This is a genomic window from Azospirillum sp. TSO22-1 (assembly GCF_003116015.1).
Taxonomy (GTDB): Bacteria; Pseudomonadota; Alphaproteobacteria; order Azospirillales; family Azospirillaceae; genus Azospirillum.
Map to the genome: position 1 here is coordinate 1 of NZ_LGQZ01000116.1, position 17,603 is coordinate 17,603.

A 17,603-nucleotide genomic window follows, 5' to 3' on the forward strand; every position below is an offset into this window, starting at 1 on the left:
AGGTGAAGAACGACCCGGCGGTGATCCGCGCCTACCTCGGCGAGGAGGAGAGCGAAGACCTGCCGCCTGAGATCGCCAAGGACGTGCCGCCCCCCCAAACGTCAGACGCCGCCCACCGGGCCGGGGAGGGAGCATGAGCATGCTCAAGGTATCCGGGGTCCACACCTATTACGGCGCCATCGAGGCGTTGAAGGGCGTGGACGTGGACATCAACGAGGGCGAGATCGTCACGCTGATCGGCGCCAACGGCGCGGGGAAGTCGACGCTGCTGATGACCATCTGCGGCACGCCGCAGGCGCGGCAGGGCCGCATCACCTTCGAGGGCGAGGAAATCACCAAGCTGCCGACCTACGAGATCGTGCGGCGCGGCATCGCCCAGTCGCCCGAGGGCCGGCGCATCTTCCCGCGCATGTCGGTGCTGGAGAACCTGCAGATGGGCTCCATCACCGCGCAGCCGGGCAGCTTCGAGCGCGAGCTGGAGCGGGTGTTCCACCTGTTCCCGCGCCTGAAGGAACGCATGCACCAGCGCGCCGGCACCATGTCCGGCGGCGAGCAGCAGATGCTCGCCATCGGCCGGGCGCTGATGAGCCAGCCGCGCCTGCTGTTGCTTGACGAGCCGTCGCTCGGTCTGGCGCCGCTGGTGGTGAAGCAGATCTTCCAGGTCATCAAGGAGATCAACCGCGAGCAGAAGATGACCGTCTTCATGGTCGAACAGAACGCCTTCCACGCGCTGAAGCTCGCCCACCGCGGCTACGTCATGGTGACCGGCCGCATCACCATGAGCGGCACCGGCGCGCAGCTGCTGGCCGATCCGGAAGTCCGCGCCGCCTATCTCGAAGGAGGCCATTGATGGACGCCGTTTTCGGATCCTCGCTGCCCGTGTTCATCGGGCTGACGCTGCTGGTGTTCGGCGGCTGCGGCTACCTCACCGGCCAAGCGCTGGCGGAGGGCTGGAAGCCGGTGGGCATGGTGTTCGCCTATTCGCTCATGATGGGGCTGGGCGACCGCTTCCTGGTCTTCGCGCTGTTCGGTGGGCCGCTGCTGCACCTGCCGGGCTTCGTCGTGCACGCGGCGGCGATCCTGGGGATCACCTGGGTGTCGTACCGCATGGCGCTGGCGCACCGCATGGTGTCGCAGTACCCGTGGCTGTACGAGCGCTCGGGCCCGTTCGACTGGCGCGAGAAGATCGGCGCGCGGATCGCCGGATGAACCCCTCTATGGCCTTAGGCGATGTGTCGCATCGCAGGGCGGACGGACTATAGTAGAAGCAATTCCACCGGACTTCGCGCCAAAGCGGGGCCGGCGGCAAGGGCCCACGGCAGGGCTCAGGGTGTGACTCACAACAGGGAGCGAACCGTATAATGAACTACAAGCATCTCCTCCTCGCCGCTGTCGCGGCCACCGCGCTGGGCGCCACCTCGGCCAAGGCCGACATCGCCGTCGCCACCGCAGGCCCGATCACCGGCCAGTACGCCACCTTCGGCGAGCAGATGAAGAAGGGCATGGAGATGGCCGTGGCGGATATCAACGCCGCCGGCGGTCTTCTCGGCCAGAAGCTGAAGCTGGAAGTGGGCGACGACGCCTGCGACCCGAAGCAGGCGGTGGCCGTCGCCAACCAGCTGGCCAAGGCCGGCGTGAAGTTTGTGGCCGGCCACTTCTGCTCGGGCTCCTCGATCCCGGCCAGCCAGGTCTACAACGAGGAGGGCGTCCTGCAGATGTCCCCGGCCTCGACCAACCCGAAGCTGACCGAGCAGGGCTTCAAGAACGTCTTCCGCGTCTGCGGCCGTGACGACCAGCAGGGCAAGATCGCCGGCGCGTACCTCGTCGAGAAGTACAAGGGCAAGAACGTCGCCATCCTGCACGACAAGTCGGCCTACGGTAAGGGCCTCGCCGACGAGACGCAGAAGGCGCTGAACGGCGCCGGCACCAAGGAGAAGCTCTACGAGGCCTACACCGCCGGTGAAAAGGACTACTCGGCGCTGGTCTCGAAGCTGAAGCAGGAGGCCGTGGACGTCGTCTACATCGGCGGCTACCACACCGAGGCCGGCCTGATCGCCCGCCAGATGAAGGACCAGGGCCTGAAGGCCCCGATCGTGTCGGGCGACGCGCTGGTGACCAACGAGTACTGGTCGATCACCGGTCCGGCCGGCGAGGGCACCATGATGACCTTCGGTCCGGATCCGCGCGAGATGACGGACGCCAAGGCGGTGGTCGAGAAGTTCCGCAAGGCCGGCTACGAGCCGGAGGGCTACACCCTCTACACCTACGCCGCCTTGCAGATCTGGGCCGACGCCGTGCGCAAGGCCAACTCGACCGAGGTGGGCAAGGTCGGCCCGATCCTGCAGAAGGAGAAGTTCTCGACCGTCATCGGGTCGATCGGCTTCGACGGCAAGGGCGACGTGACCACGCCGGCCTACGTCTGGTACCGCTGGAACGCCGACGGCAAGTACGCCCAGGTGAAGTAAGACTTCAAGCAAGCGTATCATACGGACGCAACGAGGGGCCCGGCGGGAAACCGCCGGGCTCTTTCGCATTGCGGCATCGGCGTCTAGGTCGTGAGTCCCCTGGACAACGGTGCCGCCGACGCGGCCCCAGGCACCATCGCCGGGGAGCGCTGCGCCAGCAACTGCTCGGAAGCGCGCATCACGTCGCGCCAGAACGCCGCTGCCCTGAGATTGTTGGTGGCCGTCAGTTCGACGAGTCGAACGCGGCTGATGCGGACCGCGGCTTCGCCCATCTCATCGACCAGGCGAGTCGCGAAAAGAAGCACGTCGGTGTCGGTCTTCATACCGTAATGAACCGCACCTGGGCCGTTCTGTTCCAGACGGACTTACGAGTTTTTGCTGCGCTGCGGGGGTGCTCAATAGGGGTGGCTGTTGCAGGCCGGTTACAAAATGCGGCCATGCGTGTCCGCCCTATAACGGACACTCGCCAGACCGGGGGCGTTTCGTGTTTGAATGCGGATGCCGGCCGCCGTCGCTCGCCGGCCTCTCGGTGTTGGAGAACGGGCATGCGCAGAAAGCGCGAGATCGTCGAAGGGCAGATGTTCCGCAAGCTCGGTCCCGGCGGCGGGGTCTGGGAAGTGGTGGCGATCCGCAAGGACGGCATGGGCACCCAGCACGCCCAGATGAAGCGCGCGGACGACCCGCACACGTTGAAGACCCTGGCCGTCGTCACCCTGCTCGACCCCCACCAGTTCGAGTGGCTGGAAGGCTGATTCAGCCGCGGTTCCCCTGATCCCGACGATGCCGCCGGCGCCCGTGCGTCCGGCGGCTTTCGCATGCGATACTCCGTCCCATGGAGCAGCGCCTCGACATCGTCATCCCGTGCCTGAACGCCGCCGGCATGCTGCCGGCGACCCTAGCGGGGCTCGGGGGCGGAGCGGGGGTGATCGTCGCCGACGGCGGGTCCGCCGACGGCACGGCGGATGTCGCCGCCGCCCTGGGGGCGCGGGTGCTCCGGGCGCCGCGGGGACGGGGACCGCAATGTGCGGCCGGAGCGGCGGCGGGCGGCGCGCCCTGGCTGTTGTTCCTGCACGCCGACACCCGGCTCGGGGCGGGCTGGCGGGAGGCCGTGGCGCGGCACATCGACGCCCCTGACAACGCCGAGCGCGCCGGCTATTTCCGCCTGCGCTTCGACAGCGCCTCGCCCATGGCGCGCCGCTGGGAGCGGGCGGTGGCGTGGCGCAGCCGGGGGCTCGGGCTGCCGTACGGCGACCAGGGGCTGCTGATCGCGCGGCCATTCTACGAAACGCTCGGCGGGTTCCGGCCGCTGCCGCTGATGGAAGACGTAGACCTCGTCCGCCGAGTCGGCCGAAGGCGCCTCGTGCCGCTGGACGCCGAGGCCATCTCCTCCGCGGTCCGCTACGAGCGCGACGGCTGGCTGCTGCGCCCGGCGCGCAACCTCGCCTGCCTGTCCCTGTACTTCGTCGGCGTCCCGCCCCGGTTGATCCGGCGGCTGTACGGATGACCGCCCGCCATCTCGTCGTCTTCGCGCGCGAACCGCGCCTCGGCCGGGTCAAGAGCCGGCTTGCCCGCGGCATCGGTGCGCTGGAGGCGCTGCGCTTCTACCGGCGGACGCTGGAGGGGCTGCTGCGCCGCGTCGGACGCGATCCACGCTGGCGCGTCTGGCTGGCGGTGACGCCCGACCGCGCCGCGCGCTCCCGCGTCTGGCCGAGGGGGACGCAGGTGGTCCCGCAGGGGGGCGGCGACCTGGGTGCGCGCATGGCCCGGCCGCTGCGCCGGCTGCCGCCCGGCCCGGCGCTCATCGTCGGCAGCGACATCCCGGATGCCGACGCGACGCGCATCGCCGCCGCATTCCGGGCCCTCGGACGGGCGGCGTTCGTCTTCGGGCCGGCGGCGGACGGCGGCTACTGGTTGGTCGGCGCGGCCCGCCGCGGCGCGGTGCCGCGCGGGCTGTTCCGCCATGTCCGCTGGTCGAGCGAGCACGCGCTGGCCGACACGCTGGCGGGGGTGCCACACGCCGCCAAAGTGGCCTTCGTCGATACGCTGGACGACATCGACGACGCCGGGGGCTGGCGGCGCTGGCGGGCCCGGCAGGGGTGATCCGGCCAGAGTATCGCGCCGGCGGTATCACTTCTGATGGGGCGGTGTAACTGAACCGCACCGGTGTTTTGGCCGTACTCGACTCCAGACCGTGTTTCGATGGAGGATCCCATGTGGTCTCGCTACACCACGCTGATTCTTGGCGTCGCCTTCGCCGGCGCCGGTCTTAATGCGCCCGGTACCTGCCGGGCCGGCGCCGGACGCCGCCGCGCGTAGCAGTCGCGATTCGCTCAGTCCCGGTCGGGATCGAAACCGCAGGCGGTCAGCGCCGTCAGCATGTGCGCCGGCACCGGCGCGGTCACCGCGACCGGCGGCTTCTTCGGGTAGAGCGGCAGTTCGACGGCGCGCGAATGCAGGTGCAGCCGGCCCTCCGGCCCGCCGTATTGCGGGTCGCCGAGCAGCGGGCAGCCCATGGACGCGGCGTGCACGCGGATCTGGTGCGTGCGCCCGGTGTGCGGGTGGAAGGCGACCCAGCTCATCCCCTCGGCGCGGCCCAGCACCTCATAGTCGGTGACGGCGCTCTGCCCGTCCTCGGCGGTGACGATGCGCCAGCCGCCGGTGCGGTTGGTCTGCTTCTTCAGCGGCAGCTCGATGCGGCCCTGCTCGGCCGGCGGCGCGCCAGCGCACACCGCCCAGTAGGTCTTGCCGACCCGCCCCTCCTGGAACAGCTTGCCCAGCCGCCGCAGCGCCTTCGGGTGCCGCCCCAGCACCAGGCAGCCCGAGGTGTCGCGGTCCAGCCGGTGCGCCAGCCCCGGTGGCTTCGGGAAGCCGAAACGGAGGTGGTCGAAATAGCGCTCCAGGTTATCGCCCCCTCCCGGCCCGGCGTGCACGGCCAGCCCCGCCGGCTTGTCGATGACGAGCATAAGGCCGTCCCGGTGGAGGACGCGGGCCTGGATCTGGTCGGGGGTCATGGTGTGCACTTGCCCCCACCCCGACCCTCCCCCGCTTCGCAGGGGAGGGGGGCTTTCCTTGCCCTCCCCTGCGAAGCGGGGGAGGGAGGGGACCCGCGCCGGAGGGCGTGGGGAGGGTGGGGGCAAGCGTCGGCGGTCATTACGGCAGCTTCAGTTCCTTGAAGAAGTCGTTGCCCTTGTCATCGACGATGACGAAGGCGGGGAAGTCCTCCACCTCGATGCGCCAGATGGCTTCCATGCCCAGCTCGGGGTACTCGACCACCTCGACCTTCTTGATGCAGTCCTGCGCCAGACGGGCGGCCGCGCCGCCGATCGAGCCCAGGTAGAAGCCGCCGTACTTCTTGCAGGCCTCGGTCACCTCGGGGCTGCGGTTGCCCTTGGCGAGCATGACGAACGAGCCGCCCGCCGCCTGGAACTGATCGACGAAGCTGTCCATGCGGCCGGCCGTGGTCGGGCCGAAGGAACCCGAGGGCATGCCCTCCGGCGTCTTGGCCGGGCCGGCGTAGTAGATCGGGTGGTTCTTGAAGTAGTCGGGCAGCGGCTCGCCGGCGTCCAGGCGGGCGCGCAGCTTGGCGTGCGCCAGATCGCGGGCGACGATCAGCGGGCCGCTCAGCGAGACGCGGGTGCGGATCGGGTACTGGCTGAGGATGGCGCGGATCTCGGTCATCGGCTTGGTGAGGTCGATCTTCACCACCTCGCCGGAGAGCTGGCTGTCCTCGACCTCCGGCAGGTACTTGGCGGGATCGCGCTCCAGCTGTTCCAGGAAGATGCCGTCCTTGGTGATCTTGCCCAGCGCCTGACGGTCGGCCGAGCACGACACGCCGATGCCGATGGGCAGCGAGGCGCCGTGGCGCGGCAGGCGGATGACGCGCACGTCGTGGCAGAAGTACTTGCCGCCGAACTGTGCGCCGATGCCCATGCCCTGCGTCAGCTTGTGGATCGCCGCTTCCATCTCCAGGTCGCGGTAGGCGTGGCCGTCCTCGGAGCCCGCGGTCGGCAGGCTGTCGTAGTAGCGCGCCGAGGCCAGCTTGACCGTCTTCAGGTTCTGCTCGGCCGACAGGCCGCCGATCACCACGGCGAGGTGGTAGGGCGGGCAGGCCGAGGTGCCGAGGTACTTGATCTTGTCCTCGAGGAACTTCAGCAGCCGGTCCGGCGCCAGCACCGACGGGGTCGCCTGATGCAGGAAGGTCTTGTTGGCCGAGCCGCCGCCCTTGGCCATGAACAGGAACTTGTAGGCGTCCTCGCCCTCGGCGTAGATCTCGATCTGGCCGGGCAGGTTGTTGCGGGTGTTCTTCTCCTCGTACATCGACAGCGGCGCCAGCTGGCTGTAGCGCAGGTTGCGCTTCAGGTAGGCGTCGCGGGCGCCGATGGACAGCGCCTCCTCGTCCCCGCCCTTGGTGAAGACGCGGCGGCCCTTCTTGCCCATGACGATGGCGGTGCCGGTGTCCTGGCACATCGGCAGCGTGCCGGCGGCGGCGATGTTGGCGTTCTTCAGCAGGTCGAGCGCGACGAACTTGTCGTTCGACGAGGCTTCCCCGTCGTCGAGGATGTTGCGCAGCTGCTGGAGGTGGCCGGGGCGCAGCAGGTGGTTGATGTCACAGAACGCCGCCTCGGCGAGCAGGCGCAGGCCCTCCGGCTCGACCTTGACGACCTGTTCGCCGTCGAACTCGACGACGGAGACGTGGTCGGAGGTGAGCTTGCGGTACTGGGTCTCGTCCTTGCCGAGCGGGAAGAGGCTGTTGGCGCCGCGGGCCAGGCTGCTGTCGTCGGGCATGAAAGGCGTTCCTTCCGGTTTGAACTCCGCCTCCGGCGGCGCCGAAGGCGCGCAACGGGGAGGGCGCATTTTCGGCCCCCCTTATACACCCCTTCGGCCGGGGCACAACGGTTTGGGTCGCGGTGCCGTCCGGGCAAAAAAAAGCGTCCCTCGATGTCGTCGAGGGACGCTAAGGGGCATCCTATGGGAGAGATGGTGCCACGCAGTGCGTGGCTAAAGACCAGCGAAGTGATCTTCGCCTTTGTTTCTAGGCAAAAAGCGGAAGCTCCACCTTGACGCCGGTCAAGCCTTGAGAATCGTTCCAAAAAGACGTGTGTTCGTGAGGCGCGACGGGAATTTTGATAATAATCAAGTGGGGTGGATGTGGGGGAATTGCAGCGGATACCCCCACCCTAACCCTCCCCCGCTGGGCGGGGGAGGGAACTCTGCCGTTTCGCAGGGCAGCGCAAGCAACACCCCCCGCTCTCGGCGGATCTTTCAGATCCGCCGAGAGCGGGGGAGGGATGGGGTGGGGGCAAAACCTCAGAGAATCAGCGCGCCAGCTGCCTGTACAGCGCCGGCAAAGCCACGGTCAGCCGGCTGATGTGCGGGAAGATCGCGTAGGCCCCGCGCCCGAACAGCGTCGGGAAATAGTCCCGCGCGTGCGCGTCCACGGTGATGCCGAACACCGCCAGCCCTTCCTTGCGCGCCTCCAGCACCGCCTTGCGGGTGTCCTCGATGCCGTAGCGGCCCTCGTAGTGGTCCATGTCGTTCGGCTTGCCGTCGGACAGCAGGATCACCAGCTTCTGCCGGTTCGGCCGCTCGGCCAGTTTTGTGGTGACGTGACGAAGTGCCGCACCGATGCGGGTGTAGTGGCCGGGCTTCAGCGCCTGGATCCGCCGGTCGATCTTCGGCGACACCGTCTCGTCGAAGTCCTTCAGCGTCTTCACGTTGACGAAGGACCGCTTCTTCGAGGTGAAGGCGTACACCGCGTGGCTGTCGCCGCAGGCGGTCAGGCCGTGTGTCAGCGCCAGCAGCGCCTCCTTCTCCACGTCGAGCACGCGGCGGTCCTCGATCCACGAGTCGGTGGACAGCGACACGTCCACCAGCACCGCCACCGCCAGGTCGGGCAGGGCGTTGCGGACCTGGAGGTAGACGCGCTCGTTGGCGATGCCGCCGGCCCGCTTGTCGGCGTGGCTGCGCACCAGGGCGTTGAGGTCGACCTCGTCGCCGTCCGGCTGGCCGGGGAAGACCATGCGGCGGGGCCGCAGCGCCTCGAACTGCCGGCGCACGGCGCGGATGCGGCGGCGCGAGGCGTCGTCCGGCTCCCAGTCCTCGCCCTCCTCGGCGGCCGGCTCGGCGACGACGCGGCAGTAGTCCTTGTGGTAGACGCCGCGGTGGTAGTCCCACTCGGGATAGGTGATCTCGGCGCGGATCGGCCCGGTGTCGGCGGCGCCCGGCGCGATGTCGAGGTCGAGCTTCAGCTTGGTGGAGGTCTTGCGGTCGTTCTGGCCCAGCGAGATCTCGTCGGTCTCCTCCACCGCCTTCTGCGCGCTGTCCTGGTCGTCGTCCTCGGTCTTGCGGTTGAGGTTCACCATCTCCGCGATCGACATCATCGTGTCGAAGCGGTTGAGGATCAGCGGGTCGTCGCGGTTGGTCTGGTCGCTGTCGCGGCGGCTGGCCTTGCGGCGCTGGCTGTCCTTCTCCTCGCCGCCGCCGGATTCGCTGTCGTCGTCCGGGCGCTCGACGGCCTCGCCGGGCGGGCGGTTGATCGCCTCGCCCCACAGCGGCACCGGCAGGAACGGCTGGTAGCCGTGCTGCGCCTTGAACAGCTCCAGCGGCACCGCCTCGTTCAGCATGCGGTGCGCGGTGGCGTCGGGATCGGCGAGCAGCGCCGCCACCGCCTCCTCGACCTCCCTCTCCGGCTTGGGCAGCGTGCGCTTCGGCCGGGCGGCGAGCGTCGCCGCGGCGAGTTCCGTGTGGATCGGCCGCAGGCCGGGGAAGCGCGCTAGCGCCCGGCGCACCGCCCGCGCCGTGGCGCGCAGCGCCTGCACGTCGGCCTGCAGAGGATCGTCCGGCCGGTCGCCGAGCGGTTCGGCGTGTGCGAAGAACGCCGCCAGCCACTCGTACAGCAGCTCGTTCAGCCGCGCCTCGGGGAACAGGTCGATGGAAGGCGGAAGTTGCAGGACCTCGCCGTCCAGCCTCGCCTTGTCCACCTTCTCCACGCCCAGGCCGATGCGGTCGAGCAGCGACAGCCGGTGCCCGGACTCGGCCTTGGCGCCGGCGGCCAGCCGCACGCCGTGGTCGCCGCCCAGGCCGCGGTAGAACACCGCGAGCCGGTGGCGCAGCCCCTCCAGCGCCACCGCGGCCTGGGGATGGTGCGGATAGCTGGAGCGGTTGCCGACCAGCCGGTGCCAATGGCGCCCGACCAGCTCCTCCGGCTCGAAGATGCCCATGGTGCTTTACCCCCGGATCAGCCCAACGTGATCTGAGCGACGCGCAGCAGCGCCTGACGGACGTCGGTGTCGTCGGTCAGCGGCTCCAGCATGGCCGCGCGGATGGCGCGGTCCGGCTTGATGCCCGAGCGGATCAGCGTGGCGCAGTAGACCAGCAGGCGGGTCGACACGCCTTCCTCCAGGTCCTGGCCCTTGAGGTCGCGCAGCGCGTTGGCGAGGCGGACCAGCGGCACGACCTTCTCCTTGGCCAGGCCGCTTTCCTTGGCGACCACCTCGATCTCCAGCTCGGCCGGCGGGAAGTCGAACTCCATCGCCATGAAGCGCTGGCGGGTGGACGGCTTCAGCGCCTTCAGGACGTTCTGGTAGCCGGGGTTGTAGGAGACGACCAGCATGAAGTTGTCCGGCGCCTCCAGCGTCTCGCCGGTGCGGTCGATGGGCAGGATGCGGCGGTCGTCGGTCAGCGGGTGCAGCACGACGGTGACGTCCTTGCGCGCCTCGATGACCTCGTCCAGGTAGCAGATGGCGCCCTCGCGCACGGCGCGGGTCAGCGGCCCGTCCACCCACACGGTGTCGCCGCCCTTGATGAGGTAGCGGCCGGTGAGGTCGGCGGCGGTCAGGTCATCGTGGCACGACACGGTGTAGAGGGGACGCCCGAGCTTGGCCGCCATGTGCGCGACGAACCGGGTCTTGCCGCAGCCGGTCGGACCCTTCAGCAGCATCGGCAGCTGGTGGCGGTAGGCGTGCTCGAACAGCTCGCACTCGTCGCCGATCGGCTGGTAGTAGGGGGCGTCGGCGGCGTGCGCGGCGGCGAGCGGGGTGACGGACATCGGGGCATCTCCGGGGGATTCGACTGCTATGGACATAGTTGACCGGGGCGGTCCGGCTTCCCTTGACCATCGTCAAGTTGGTTGCGACATGGTCGCATCGACCAGACAACAAAAAACCCCGCCGGTTGGCACCGGCGGGGTTCTTGTCGCAGACCGCGCTTATTCGGCGGGCTGCAGGCTGCTGGTGCGGGCCGGCTTGGCGGCCATCACTGGGCCGACGACCGAGTAGATGTACAGCAGCACACCCACCAGGATCACCAGGCCGGAGCCGAGGCGCATCCAGTAGAACAGGCCGATCTGGTCCTGCACCTCCATGTAGCCCATGCCGAGCACGCGCTGCAGGTGGACCTGCACGACGCCCGCGACGGTCAGAGCGAAGGTCATGAAGGCGACGCCCGAGCTGATCAGCCAGAAGCTCCACATGTTGAGCACCTGGTTGTACGGCTCGCGGCCGCGCAGCAGGGGCATGGCGTAGGTGATGATGGCCAGGTTGATCATCACGTAGGCGCCGTAGAAGGCCAGGTGGCCGTGCGCCGCGGTGACCTGCGTGCCGTGCGAGTAGTAGTTGATCGGGGCGAGCGTGTGGAGGAAGCCCCACAGGCCGGCGCCGAAGAACGCGAACACCGAGCAGCCGAGCGACCACAGCATGGCGGCCTTGTTCGGGTGGTTGCGGCCGCCCTTGTAGACCATCATGAAGGCGAACACGACCATGGCGAAGAACGGCGCCACTTCCAGCGTCGAGAACAGCGAGCCGATCCACTGCCAGTAGCCCGGCGTGCCGATCCAGTAGAAGTGGTGGCCGGTGCCCAGGATGCCCGAGAACAGCGCCAGGCCGACGATGGCGTACAGCCACTTCTCGACGACCTCGCGGTCAACGCCGGTCATCTTGATCATCAGGAAGGCGAGGATCGAGGCCATCACCAGTTCCCACACGCCCTCGACCCACAGGTGGACGACGAACCACCAGTACATCTTGTCGAGCGCCAGGTTCGCCGGGTTGTAGAAGGCGAACAGGAAGAACAGCGCGATGCCCCACAGGCCCATCAGCAGGATGTTGGTGATGACCGTCTTGCGGCCCTTCAACACCGTCAGGCTGACGTTGTAGAGGAACATGAGCGCCACCACGACGATGGCGGCCTTGATCCACAGCGGCTGCTCGAGGAACTCGCGCCCCTCGTGGATGCGGAAGACGTAGCCGACGACCGCGGCCAGCGCGCCGAACATGAACAGGCCGAACTGCACGTAGGCAATCGTCGGGCTGTGGATCTCACGCTCGGACTCTTCCGGGATCAGGTAGTAGGCGGCGCCGAAGAAGCCCATCAGCAGCCACACGATCAGAGCGTTCGTGTGGATCATCCGCAGGATGTTGAAGGGCAGCAGCTCCGACAACAGGTTCGGCATGACATAGACCGCACCCGCCAGGATACCGACCAGAACCTGCACCGCGAAGAGCAGCAGGGCTCCGTAGAAGTAGGGCAGGGCGACTTTTTGCGTAGCGTACTTCATGGATCAAGTCTCCTCAGCCGGACACCTTGGGGGGCCAGTTCTGGGTGTTGATCGAGTTCGTCCAACGGAAGAAGGCGATCAGATCGTCCAGTTCCTTGTCGGACAGGTTGAACTGCGGCATCTGACGACGGCCCTCGACGCGCGACGGCTGAGCAGCCATCCAGCCCTTCAGCGCGCTGGTGGCGCCTTCCGCGTCCTTGTCGCCGCCGTAGCGGACCCACACGTTGCCCAGTTCCGGCGCGAAGTAGGCGCCTTCACCCAGCAGCGAGTGGCAGTTGATGCACGCGTGCTTCTCCCAGACGTGTTTGCCGCGCGCGACGTCGTCCGTGAGCGTTGCCGTGTTCGTGCTTTTGTTGAGGATGTAGTTGTGGCTCATCGCGACCAGCGAGATGAACACCACGAAGAAGAAGAGCGAGCCGCCGAAAAAGATGTTCCGCGCTGCCGCCTTTGTGAAACGCTCCGTCATCGCGTGGATCCTTGTTGCAAGGTATGCATGCGAGAACCCCTCCTGCCCTGGTGTACGGAGAGGTTCAAATTTCCGAATGGCGGCGGCCGCGACCGCGGGCACCATCGCCAGGGTGCTCCCATATTCCCCGGCTGCGGAGCGGTATCCTTGACTGCGGTCAAGCGGGATCACGGGTCATGGGACATAGGGTCTGACGAAGATCAGTTGCGGACCCCACGCCCATGGATGCGGACCTCGTCAGGACCGTCGCGAAGAGCCCGTTCCTCAGCCTGCTGGCCCCCACCGACCTGCGGCGCCTCGTCGGTTACGGCGTGGTGGCGCGGTTCGAGGCCGGCGACGTGCTGTTCACCGCCGGCGACGACGCCGACCGGTTCCACGTGCTGCTGGAGGGCAGCGTCGGCCTGTGTGCTCCGGTGGCCAACGACGCCGCCGACGATTCGGTGGTGCTCGACCTGCTCTCCCCCGGCGACGTGGCGGGCGACGAGGCGGTGTTCGACCGCGGCGCGCACGGCGTCACGGCGCGTGCGCTGCTGCCGTCGCGCACGCTGGCGGTCGCGGCCGGGCCGTTCCTGGAGCACCTGGACGAGCGGTTCGAGGTGGCGCTGGCCTTGCTCGCCGGGGCGTCGGCGCGGCTGCGCGGCATGATCCACGAGATCACCGAACTGAAGCTGCGCTGCACCACGCGGCGTCTGGCCAACTTCCTGCTCGGGCTGGCGGGCGAGCCGCGCGACGGCCGGATGCGGCTGCCGCTGCCGTGCGGCAAGAACCAGCTCGCCGAGCGGCTGGGCATGCAGCCGGAGAGCCTGTCGCGCGCCTTCGCCAAGCTGCGCCCGCACGGGGTGACGGCGCGCGCCGACGACGTGCTGGTGGATGACCTCGGCGCGCTGCGCCGCTTCTGCCGCGCCGATCTGGACTCATGAGGGCGATGCCATGACCTGCGGCCTCGGGGCCTACGCCAAGATCTGCCCGCTGCGGGCTCCCGCCGGGGCGCCCGGCCGCTGCCGCTCCGCCAAGGGGTGCCGGCGCCAGCGGCTCGACCCGGCGCTGGTCGCCGACCTGCCGATCTTCGAGAAAGTGCCGTCCGACGTGCTGGGCGACCTGCTCGGCAACGCGATGATCGAATCGCACGGCAACCACGCCATGCTGTTCGAGGCCGGCGACCCTGCCGACGCCTTCTTCATCCTGCTGGCCGGCCGGGTGAAGCTGTTCGCCCTGCTGGAGGACGGCAAGGAGAGCATCGTCGAGGTGGTCGAGCCGGTCTCCTCCTTCGCCGAGGGCGCCATGTTCGCCAGCGGCCACTACCCGGTCAGCGCCGAGGTGATCGAGGACGCCGCGCTGGTGCGCGTGCGCTCCGAGCCGTTCCTGGCCGGCCTGAAACAGAACCGCGACCTCGCCTGCCGCATGCTCTCGGCGCTCAGCCACTGGAACCGCCACCTGCGGCGCGAGGTGCGGGCCCTGCGCGAGCACACGCCGATCCGCCGCGTCTGCGGCTTCCTGCTGTCGCTGATCCCCTGCGACGAGGGGCCGGCCAGCGCCGTGCTGCCGCTCAAGAAGGTCATCATCGCCAGCCGCTTAGGCATGGAGCCGGAGAGCCTGTCGCGCGTGCTCGGCCGGCTGCGCGCCTTCGGCGTGCGCACCACCGGCAACACGGTGCACGTCGAGGATGTCGCGCGCCTGCGCCGCCTGTATCTGTGCGGCGAGGACGCGCCGACGGAAAGTCCCACGCAAAACGAGGTGCGGCGAAATGACCACGTCGGTGCGGCGCCCCGGCAGGACGCGGCGGCCGATCCCGGCGCCGGCACGCCCGAGCCCAAAAAAGCGGCAGAAATCCTACGATTCCCGACCACACGCCTTTCTGCTTAGGCCCAATAATTAGCACTCCCGGGAGGTTGACCAAAGTCAAGGTTGGGGCATGGGGCCACTCCTATAAGCGGTCTGGTAATTGCCTCATGTCTTGGGAGAACAAATATGCGGTGGAGCAGTCGGGCCCTTTGGGCCGCGTCGGTGGCGCTTCCGGCGTTGCTGGCGTTGGCGCCGGTCTCCGCTTCGGCTCAGTCGGCGGACCCGTCGCTGGCGAAGGAAGCCAAGGATCAAAGCGCGAAGATCTATTTCGAGCGTTGCGCGGGCTGCCACGGCGTGCTGCGCAAGGGTGCGACCGGCAAGAACCTGGAGCCGGAGGCCACCAAGAAGCTCGGCCAGCAGCGCCTGGAGAAGATCCTGACGCTCGGCACCGAAGGCGGCATGCCGAACTTCGACGACATCCTGAGCAAGGATGAGATCAAGAACGTCGCCACCTACATCCAGATGACTCCCGACGCTCCGCCCGAGTGGGGCATGAAGGAGATGAAGGACAGCTGGAAGGTCACGATCCCGGCGGACAAGCGCCCGACCAAGAAGCTGAACAACGTCAACCTGGACAACGTGTTCTCGGTGACGCTGCGCGACACCGGCGAGGTCGCCCTGATCGACGGCGACACGCACAAGATCTGGAACATCGTCAAGACCGGCTACGCCGTCCACATCTCCCGCATCTCCGCTTCGGGCCGCTACGTCTACGTGATCGGCCGCGACGGCAAGCTGGACATGATCGACCTGTGGATGGAGAAGCCGGAGGTCGTCGCGACGATCAAGACCGCGCTCGACGCCCGCTCGGTCGAGACGTCGAAGTCCAAGGGCTTCGAGGACAAGTACGCGATCGCCGGCGGTTACTGGCCGCCGCAGTACGTGATCATGGACGGCCTGACCCTGGAGCCGCTCAAGATCGTTTCGACCCGCGGCAACACCGTGGACGGCACCTACCACCCGGAGCCGCGCGTCGCCTCCATCGTGGCGTCGCCGATCAAGCCGGAGTTCGTGGTGAACGTGAAGGAGACGGGCATGATCAAGCTCGTCGACTACACCGACATCAAGGCCCTGAAGGAAACCACCATCGAGTCGGCCAAGTTCCTGCATGACGGCGGCTGGGACGCTTCCAAGCGTTACTTCCTCGTTGCCGCCAACGCGTCGGACAAGGTCGCGGTCGTGGACACCAAGGAAGGCAAGCTCGCCGCCCTGGTGGACACCAAGTCGAAGCCGCACCCCGGCCGCGGCGCCAACTTCGTCCATCCGAAGTTCGGTCCGGTCTGGGCGACCTCGCACCTGGGCTCCGACGTGATCACCCTGATCGGCACCGATCCGGAGAAGCACAAGGAGAGCGCCTGGAAGGTCGTGGCCGAGCTGAAGAACCACGGCGCCGGCTCGCTGTTCGTCAAGACGCACCCGAAGTCGAAGAACCTCTGGGCCGACGCCCCGCTGCATCCGGAGCGTGAGCTGGCCGAGTCCGTCTCGGTGTACGACATCTCCAACCTCGACAAGGGGCCGGAGATCATCAACGTCGCCAAGCTGGCCGAGCTGCCGGAGACCAAGGCGATCAAGCGCGTCGTGCACGCCGAGTACAACGCCAAGGGCGACGAGGTGTGGTTCTCGATCTGGGCCGGCAAGACCGACCCGTCGGCGATCGTCGTCCTCGACGACAAGACCCGCAAGCTGAAGACCGTCATCAAGGATCCGAAGCTGATCACCCCGACGGGCAAGTTCAACGTGCTGAACACCCAGCACGACATCTACTGAGCTTGACTGCGGTCAAATCCTACCCGGCTCCGGCCGGGTAGGCTCATTTCCGGGAAACGGGGGCGGGCAATTGGGCAACCAAGCCCGCCCTTTCTTTACAATCAGATCAAATGGGTGGTGACATGGCGCTGGGCACACTCTGGGCCCGTCTCGGCCGCTGGCGGATCTTCGGCGCGTCGCTGATCGGCGCGGCGGTGATCTTCGTTTCGGGCATCGTGTTCTGGGGCGGCTTCAACACCGCCATGGAAGCGACCAACCAGATGGACTTCTGCGTGTCGTGCCACGAGATGCGCGACAACGTCTACGCCGAGTACAAGAAGACCATCCATTTCGAGAACCGCACCGGCGTGCGCGCGACCTGCCCGGACTGCCACGTGCCGAAGGACTGGGTGCACAAGATCATGCGCAAGATCCAGGCCTCCAACGAGGTCTACCACTGGATCCTGGGCAGCGTGAACACGCCCGAGAAGTTCGACGCCAAGCGTCTTGAGCTCGCCAAGCACGAGTGGGCGCGCTTCAAGGCCAACGATTCGCTGGAATGCCGCAACTGCCACAGCTTCGAAGGCATGGCTCCGGACAAGCAGAAGCAGCGTGCCAAGAAGCAGCACGAGATGGCGCGCGCCGACAAGATGACCTGCATCGACTGCCACAAGGGCATCGCGCACAAGCCGGTCCATCAACTGCTCGAGCAGGAAGAGGGCGGCACGGTCGCCAAGGCCGAGGACAAGCCGGCGCCGGTCAAGACCGCTGCCGCCGCTCCGGCCGCTGCACCCGCCGCCGCGCCTGCTCCGGCCGCCCCGGCCCCGGCTCCCGTCGCGGTCGCCGCGGCTCCGGCGGCTGCCCCGGCTCCGGGTGGCGCGTCGACCTCCGCCGACATCCCGGCCATCGACTGGAGCAAGGTCGCCGAGAAGAAGGTGACGCTGTTCTACCCCGGCCAGACCTCGTTCGAGTGGATCCAGACCGGCACCAACCATGGCGGTGCCCGCGCCTTCAACAAGGGCGAGCAGTGCTCCGGCTGCCACGAGGGCGAGCAGGCCGACATGGGCGCCAAGATGGTCGAGGGCAAGAAGGCGGAGACCACGCCGATCCCCGGCAAGCCGGCCTCGATCCCGCTGACCGTGCAGGCGGCGCACGACGGCACCAACCTGGTCTTCCGCTTCCAGTGGCCGGCCAGCCCGCACGTCGCGATCCCCTTCGCCGAGGGCGGCAAGATGGACCCGGACAACCAGGTCAAGCTGGCCATGCTGATCGACCAGGGCACCGTGCAGGACGCCGACCGCTCCGGCTGCTGGAGCACCTGCCACCACGACGCCCGCTCCATGCCCGATGCGCCCGCCGGGGCCGGCGTCACCAAGTACCTGCCGCAGACCCGCACGGCGATCTCCCTCAAGGACAGCCCGCGCGGCGGGGCGGACAAGCTGAAGTCGCCGGACGAGCTGAAGGCGCTGATGGACCAGGGCGTGTTCCTCGACCTGCTGCGCTGGAAGTCGGGCAGCAACACGGTGGAGGA

The 17,603-nt window shown here is 68.1% G+C and carries 17 protein-coding genes and 1 pseudogene; 11 read left to right on the forward strand and 7 right to left on the reverse strand.

The genetic code is table 11. From position 1 onward, the window contains the following. The 4 genes and pseudogenes from TSO221_RS26550 to TSO221_RS26565 form a co-directional block, all read left to right on the forward strand. Positions 1 to 137, forward strand: a pseudogene (locus TSO221_RS26550) (ABC transporter ATP-binding protein); the annotation flags it as partial. 2 nt (positions 138 to 139) lie between these two features. Further along, a complete protein-coding gene (locus TSO221_RS26555) occupies positions 140 to 850 on the forward strand; it encodes an ABC transporter ATP-binding protein (protein WP_109121525.1) in 711 nt (236 codons plus the stop codon). Further along, positions 850 to 1,209, forward strand: a complete 360-nt coding sequence (locus TSO221_RS26560; protein ID WP_109121526.1) for a DUF6867 family protein — start codon at positions 850 to 852, stop codon at positions 1,207 to 1,209. The genes TSO221_RS26555 and TSO221_RS26560 overlap by 1 nt, the downstream gene beginning before the upstream one ends. Positions 1,210 to 1,361: 152 nt before the next feature. Next, positions 1,362 to 2,465: a branched-chain amino acid ABC transporter substrate-binding protein gene (locus TSO221_RS26565; protein ID WP_109121527.1), complete on the forward strand. Its 1,104-nt coding sequence runs from the start codon at positions 1,362 to 1,364 to the stop codon at positions 2,463 to 2,465. Positions 2,466 to 2,548: 83 nt separating this feature from the next. Here TSO221_RS26565 and TSO221_RS26570 read toward each other — a convergent pair whose 3' ends face one another. Then, on the reverse strand, positions 2,549 to 2,788 hold the full coding sequence (locus TSO221_RS26570) for a hypothetical protein (protein WP_109121528.1): 240 nt from the start codon (positions 2,786 to 2,788) through the stop codon (positions 2,549 to 2,551). 222 nt (positions 2,789 to 3,010) lie between these two features. Here TSO221_RS26570 and TSO221_RS26575 point away from each other — a divergent pair, with 222 nt between their 5' ends. From TSO221_RS26575 to TSO221_RS26585, 3 genes are all read left to right on the forward strand, one after another. Continuing rightward, entirely contained in the window at positions 3,011 to 3,217 is a 207-nt protein-coding gene (locus tag TSO221_RS26575; RefSeq protein ID WP_109121529.1) for a hypothetical protein, read from the forward strand. 80 nt (positions 3,218 to 3,297) lie between these two features. After that, the gene (locus TSO221_RS26580) at positions 3,298 to 3,969 is read left to right on the forward strand and encodes a TIGR04283 family arsenosugar biosynthesis glycosyltransferase (RefSeq protein ID WP_109121530.1); all 672 of its coding nucleotides are present in this window, start codon (positions 3,298 to 3,300) and stop codon (positions 3,967 to 3,969) included. Next, positions 3,966 to 4,565 (forward strand): TIGR04282 family arsenosugar biosynthesis glycosyltransferase, encoded by a 600-nt coding sequence (locus tag TSO221_RS26585; protein WP_109121531.1) that lies wholly within the window; start codon positions 3,966 to 3,968, stop codon positions 4,563 to 4,565. The genes TSO221_RS26580 and TSO221_RS26585 overlap by 4 nt, the downstream gene beginning before the upstream one ends. A gap of 230 nt (positions 4,566 to 4,795) precedes the next feature. Here the strand turns inward: TSO221_RS26585 and TSO221_RS26590 are convergent, their stop codons facing one another. From TSO221_RS26590 to TSO221_RS26615, 6 genes are all read right to left on the reverse strand, one after another. Further along, on the reverse strand, positions 4,796 to 5,476 hold the full coding sequence (locus TSO221_RS26590; RefSeq protein WP_109121532.1) for an RNA pseudouridine synthase: 681 nt from the start codon (positions 5,474 to 5,476) through the stop codon (positions 4,796 to 4,798). Positions 5,477 to 5,615: 139 nt separating this feature from the next. Then, complete coding sequence (locus TSO221_RS26595; RefSeq protein WP_109121533.1) at positions 5,616 to 7,250, reverse strand: fumarate hydratase; 1,635 nt, start codon at positions 7,248 to 7,250, stop codon at positions 5,616 to 5,618. Positions 7,251 to 7,780: 530 nt separating this feature from the next. Beyond that, positions 7,781 to 9,685 carry a VWA domain-containing protein gene (locus tag TSO221_RS26600; protein ID WP_109121534.1) on the reverse strand — a complete coding sequence of 635 codons (1,905 nt, stop codon included), beginning with the start codon at positions 9,683 to 9,685 and terminating at the stop codon, positions 7,781 to 7,783. A gap of 17 nt (positions 9,686 to 9,702) precedes the next feature. Further along, the gene (locus TSO221_RS26605; protein ID WP_109121535.1) at positions 9,703 to 10,512 is read right to left on the reverse strand and encodes a CbbQ/NirQ/NorQ/GpvN family protein; all 810 of its coding nucleotides are present in this window, start codon (positions 10,510 to 10,512) and stop codon (positions 9,703 to 9,705) included. 159 nt (positions 10,513 to 10,671) lie between these two features. Continuing rightward, positions 10,672 to 12,018 (reverse strand): cbb3-type cytochrome c oxidase subunit I, encoded by a 1,347-nt coding sequence (locus tag TSO221_RS26610; RefSeq protein ID WP_109121536.1) that lies wholly within the window; start codon positions 12,016 to 12,018, stop codon positions 10,672 to 10,674. Between the two features lie 13 nt (positions 12,019 to 12,031). Then, positions 12,032 to 12,484 (reverse strand): cytochrome c, encoded by a 453-nt coding sequence (locus TSO221_RS26615; protein ID WP_109121537.1) that lies wholly within the window; start codon positions 12,482 to 12,484, stop codon positions 12,032 to 12,034. A 221-nt stretch (positions 12,485 to 12,705) separates the two neighbouring features. Here TSO221_RS26615 and TSO221_RS26620 point away from each other — a divergent pair, with 221 nt between their 5' ends. The 4 genes from TSO221_RS26620 to TSO221_RS36975 all read left to right on the forward strand — a co-directional run. Beyond that, the gene (locus tag TSO221_RS26620) at positions 12,706 to 13,404 is read left to right on the forward strand and encodes a cyclic nucleotide-binding domain-containing protein (protein ID WP_109121538.1); all 699 of its coding nucleotides are present in this window, start codon (positions 12,706 to 12,708) and stop codon (positions 13,402 to 13,404) included. A 10-nt stretch (positions 13,405 to 13,414) separates the two neighbouring features. Then, complete coding sequence (locus TSO221_RS26625) at positions 13,415 to 14,347, forward strand: Crp/Fnr family transcriptional regulator (RefSeq protein WP_158284227.1); 933 nt, start codon at positions 13,415 to 13,417, stop codon at positions 14,345 to 14,347. A 105-nt stretch (positions 14,348 to 14,452) separates the two neighbouring features. Continuing rightward, positions 14,453 to 16,093, forward strand: a complete 1,641-nt coding sequence (locus TSO221_RS26630) for a cytochrome D1 domain-containing protein (RefSeq protein WP_109121540.1) — start codon at positions 14,453 to 14,455, stop codon at positions 16,091 to 16,093. A gap of 122 nt (positions 16,094 to 16,215) precedes the next feature. Next, on the forward strand, positions 16,216 to 17,603 hold a 1,388-nt coding region (locus tag TSO221_RS36975), incomplete at its 3' end, for a NapC/NirT family cytochrome c (RefSeq protein ID WP_109121541.1).

Excerpts from the sequence above, each read along its gene's own strand:
- TSO221_RS26555 (WP_109121525.1), top strand. The coding sequence starts at position 140 with ATGCTCAAGGTATCCGGGGTCCACACCTATTACGGCGCCATCGAGGCG.
- TSO221_RS26560 (WP_109121526.1), top strand. The coding sequence starts at position 850 with ATGGACGCCGTTTTCGGATCCTCGCTGCCCGTGTTCATCGGGCTGACG.
- TSO221_RS26565 (WP_109121527.1), top strand. The coding sequence starts at position 1,362 with ATGAACTACAAGCATCTCCTCCTCGCCGCTGTCGCGGCCACCGCGCTG.
- TSO221_RS26570 (WP_109121528.1), bottom strand. The coding sequence starts at position 2,788 with ATGAAGACCGACACCGACGTGCTTCTTTTCGCGACTCGCCTGGTCGAT.
- TSO221_RS26575 (WP_109121529.1), top strand. The coding sequence starts at position 3,011 with ATGCGCAGAAAGCGCGAGATCGTCGAAGGGCAGATGTTCCGCAAGCTC.
- TSO221_RS26580 (WP_109121530.1), top strand. The coding sequence starts at position 3,298 with ATGGAGCAGCGCCTCGACATCGTCATCCCGTGCCTGAACGCCGCCGGC.
- TSO221_RS26585 (WP_109121531.1), top strand. The coding sequence starts at position 3,966 with ATGACCGCCCGCCATCTCGTCGTCTTCGCGCGCGAACCGCGCCTCGGC.
- TSO221_RS26590 (WP_109121532.1), bottom strand. The coding sequence starts at position 5,476 with ATGACCCCCGACCAGATCCAGGCCCGCGTCCTCCACCGGGACGGCCTT.
- TSO221_RS26595 (WP_109121533.1), bottom strand. The coding sequence starts at position 7,250 with ATGCCCGACGACAGCAGCCTGGCCCGCGGCGCCAACAGCCTCTTCCCG.
- TSO221_RS26600 (WP_109121534.1), bottom strand. The coding sequence starts at position 9,685 with ATGGGCATCTTCGAGCCGGAGGAGCTGGTCGGGCGCCATTGGCACCGG.
- TSO221_RS26605 (WP_109121535.1), bottom strand. The coding sequence starts at position 10,512 with ATGTCCGTCACCCCGCTCGCCGCCGCGCACGCCGCCGACGCCCCCTAC.
- TSO221_RS26610 (WP_109121536.1), bottom strand. The coding sequence starts at position 12,018 with ATGAAGTACGCTACGCAAAAAGTCGCCCTGCCCTACTTCTACGGAGCC.
- TSO221_RS26615 (WP_109121537.1), bottom strand. The coding sequence starts at position 12,484 with ATGACGGAGCGTTTCACAAAGGCGGCAGCGCGGAACATCTTTTTCGGC.
- TSO221_RS26620 (WP_109121538.1), top strand. The coding sequence starts at position 12,706 with ATGGATGCGGACCTCGTCAGGACCGTCGCGAAGAGCCCGTTCCTCAGC.
- TSO221_RS26625 (WP_158284227.1), top strand. The coding sequence starts at position 13,415 with ATGACCTGCGGCCTCGGGGCCTACGCCAAGATCTGCCCGCTGCGGGCT.
- TSO221_RS26630 (WP_109121540.1), top strand. The coding sequence starts at position 14,453 with ATGCGGTGGAGCAGTCGGGCCCTTTGGGCCGCGTCGGTGGCGCTTCCG.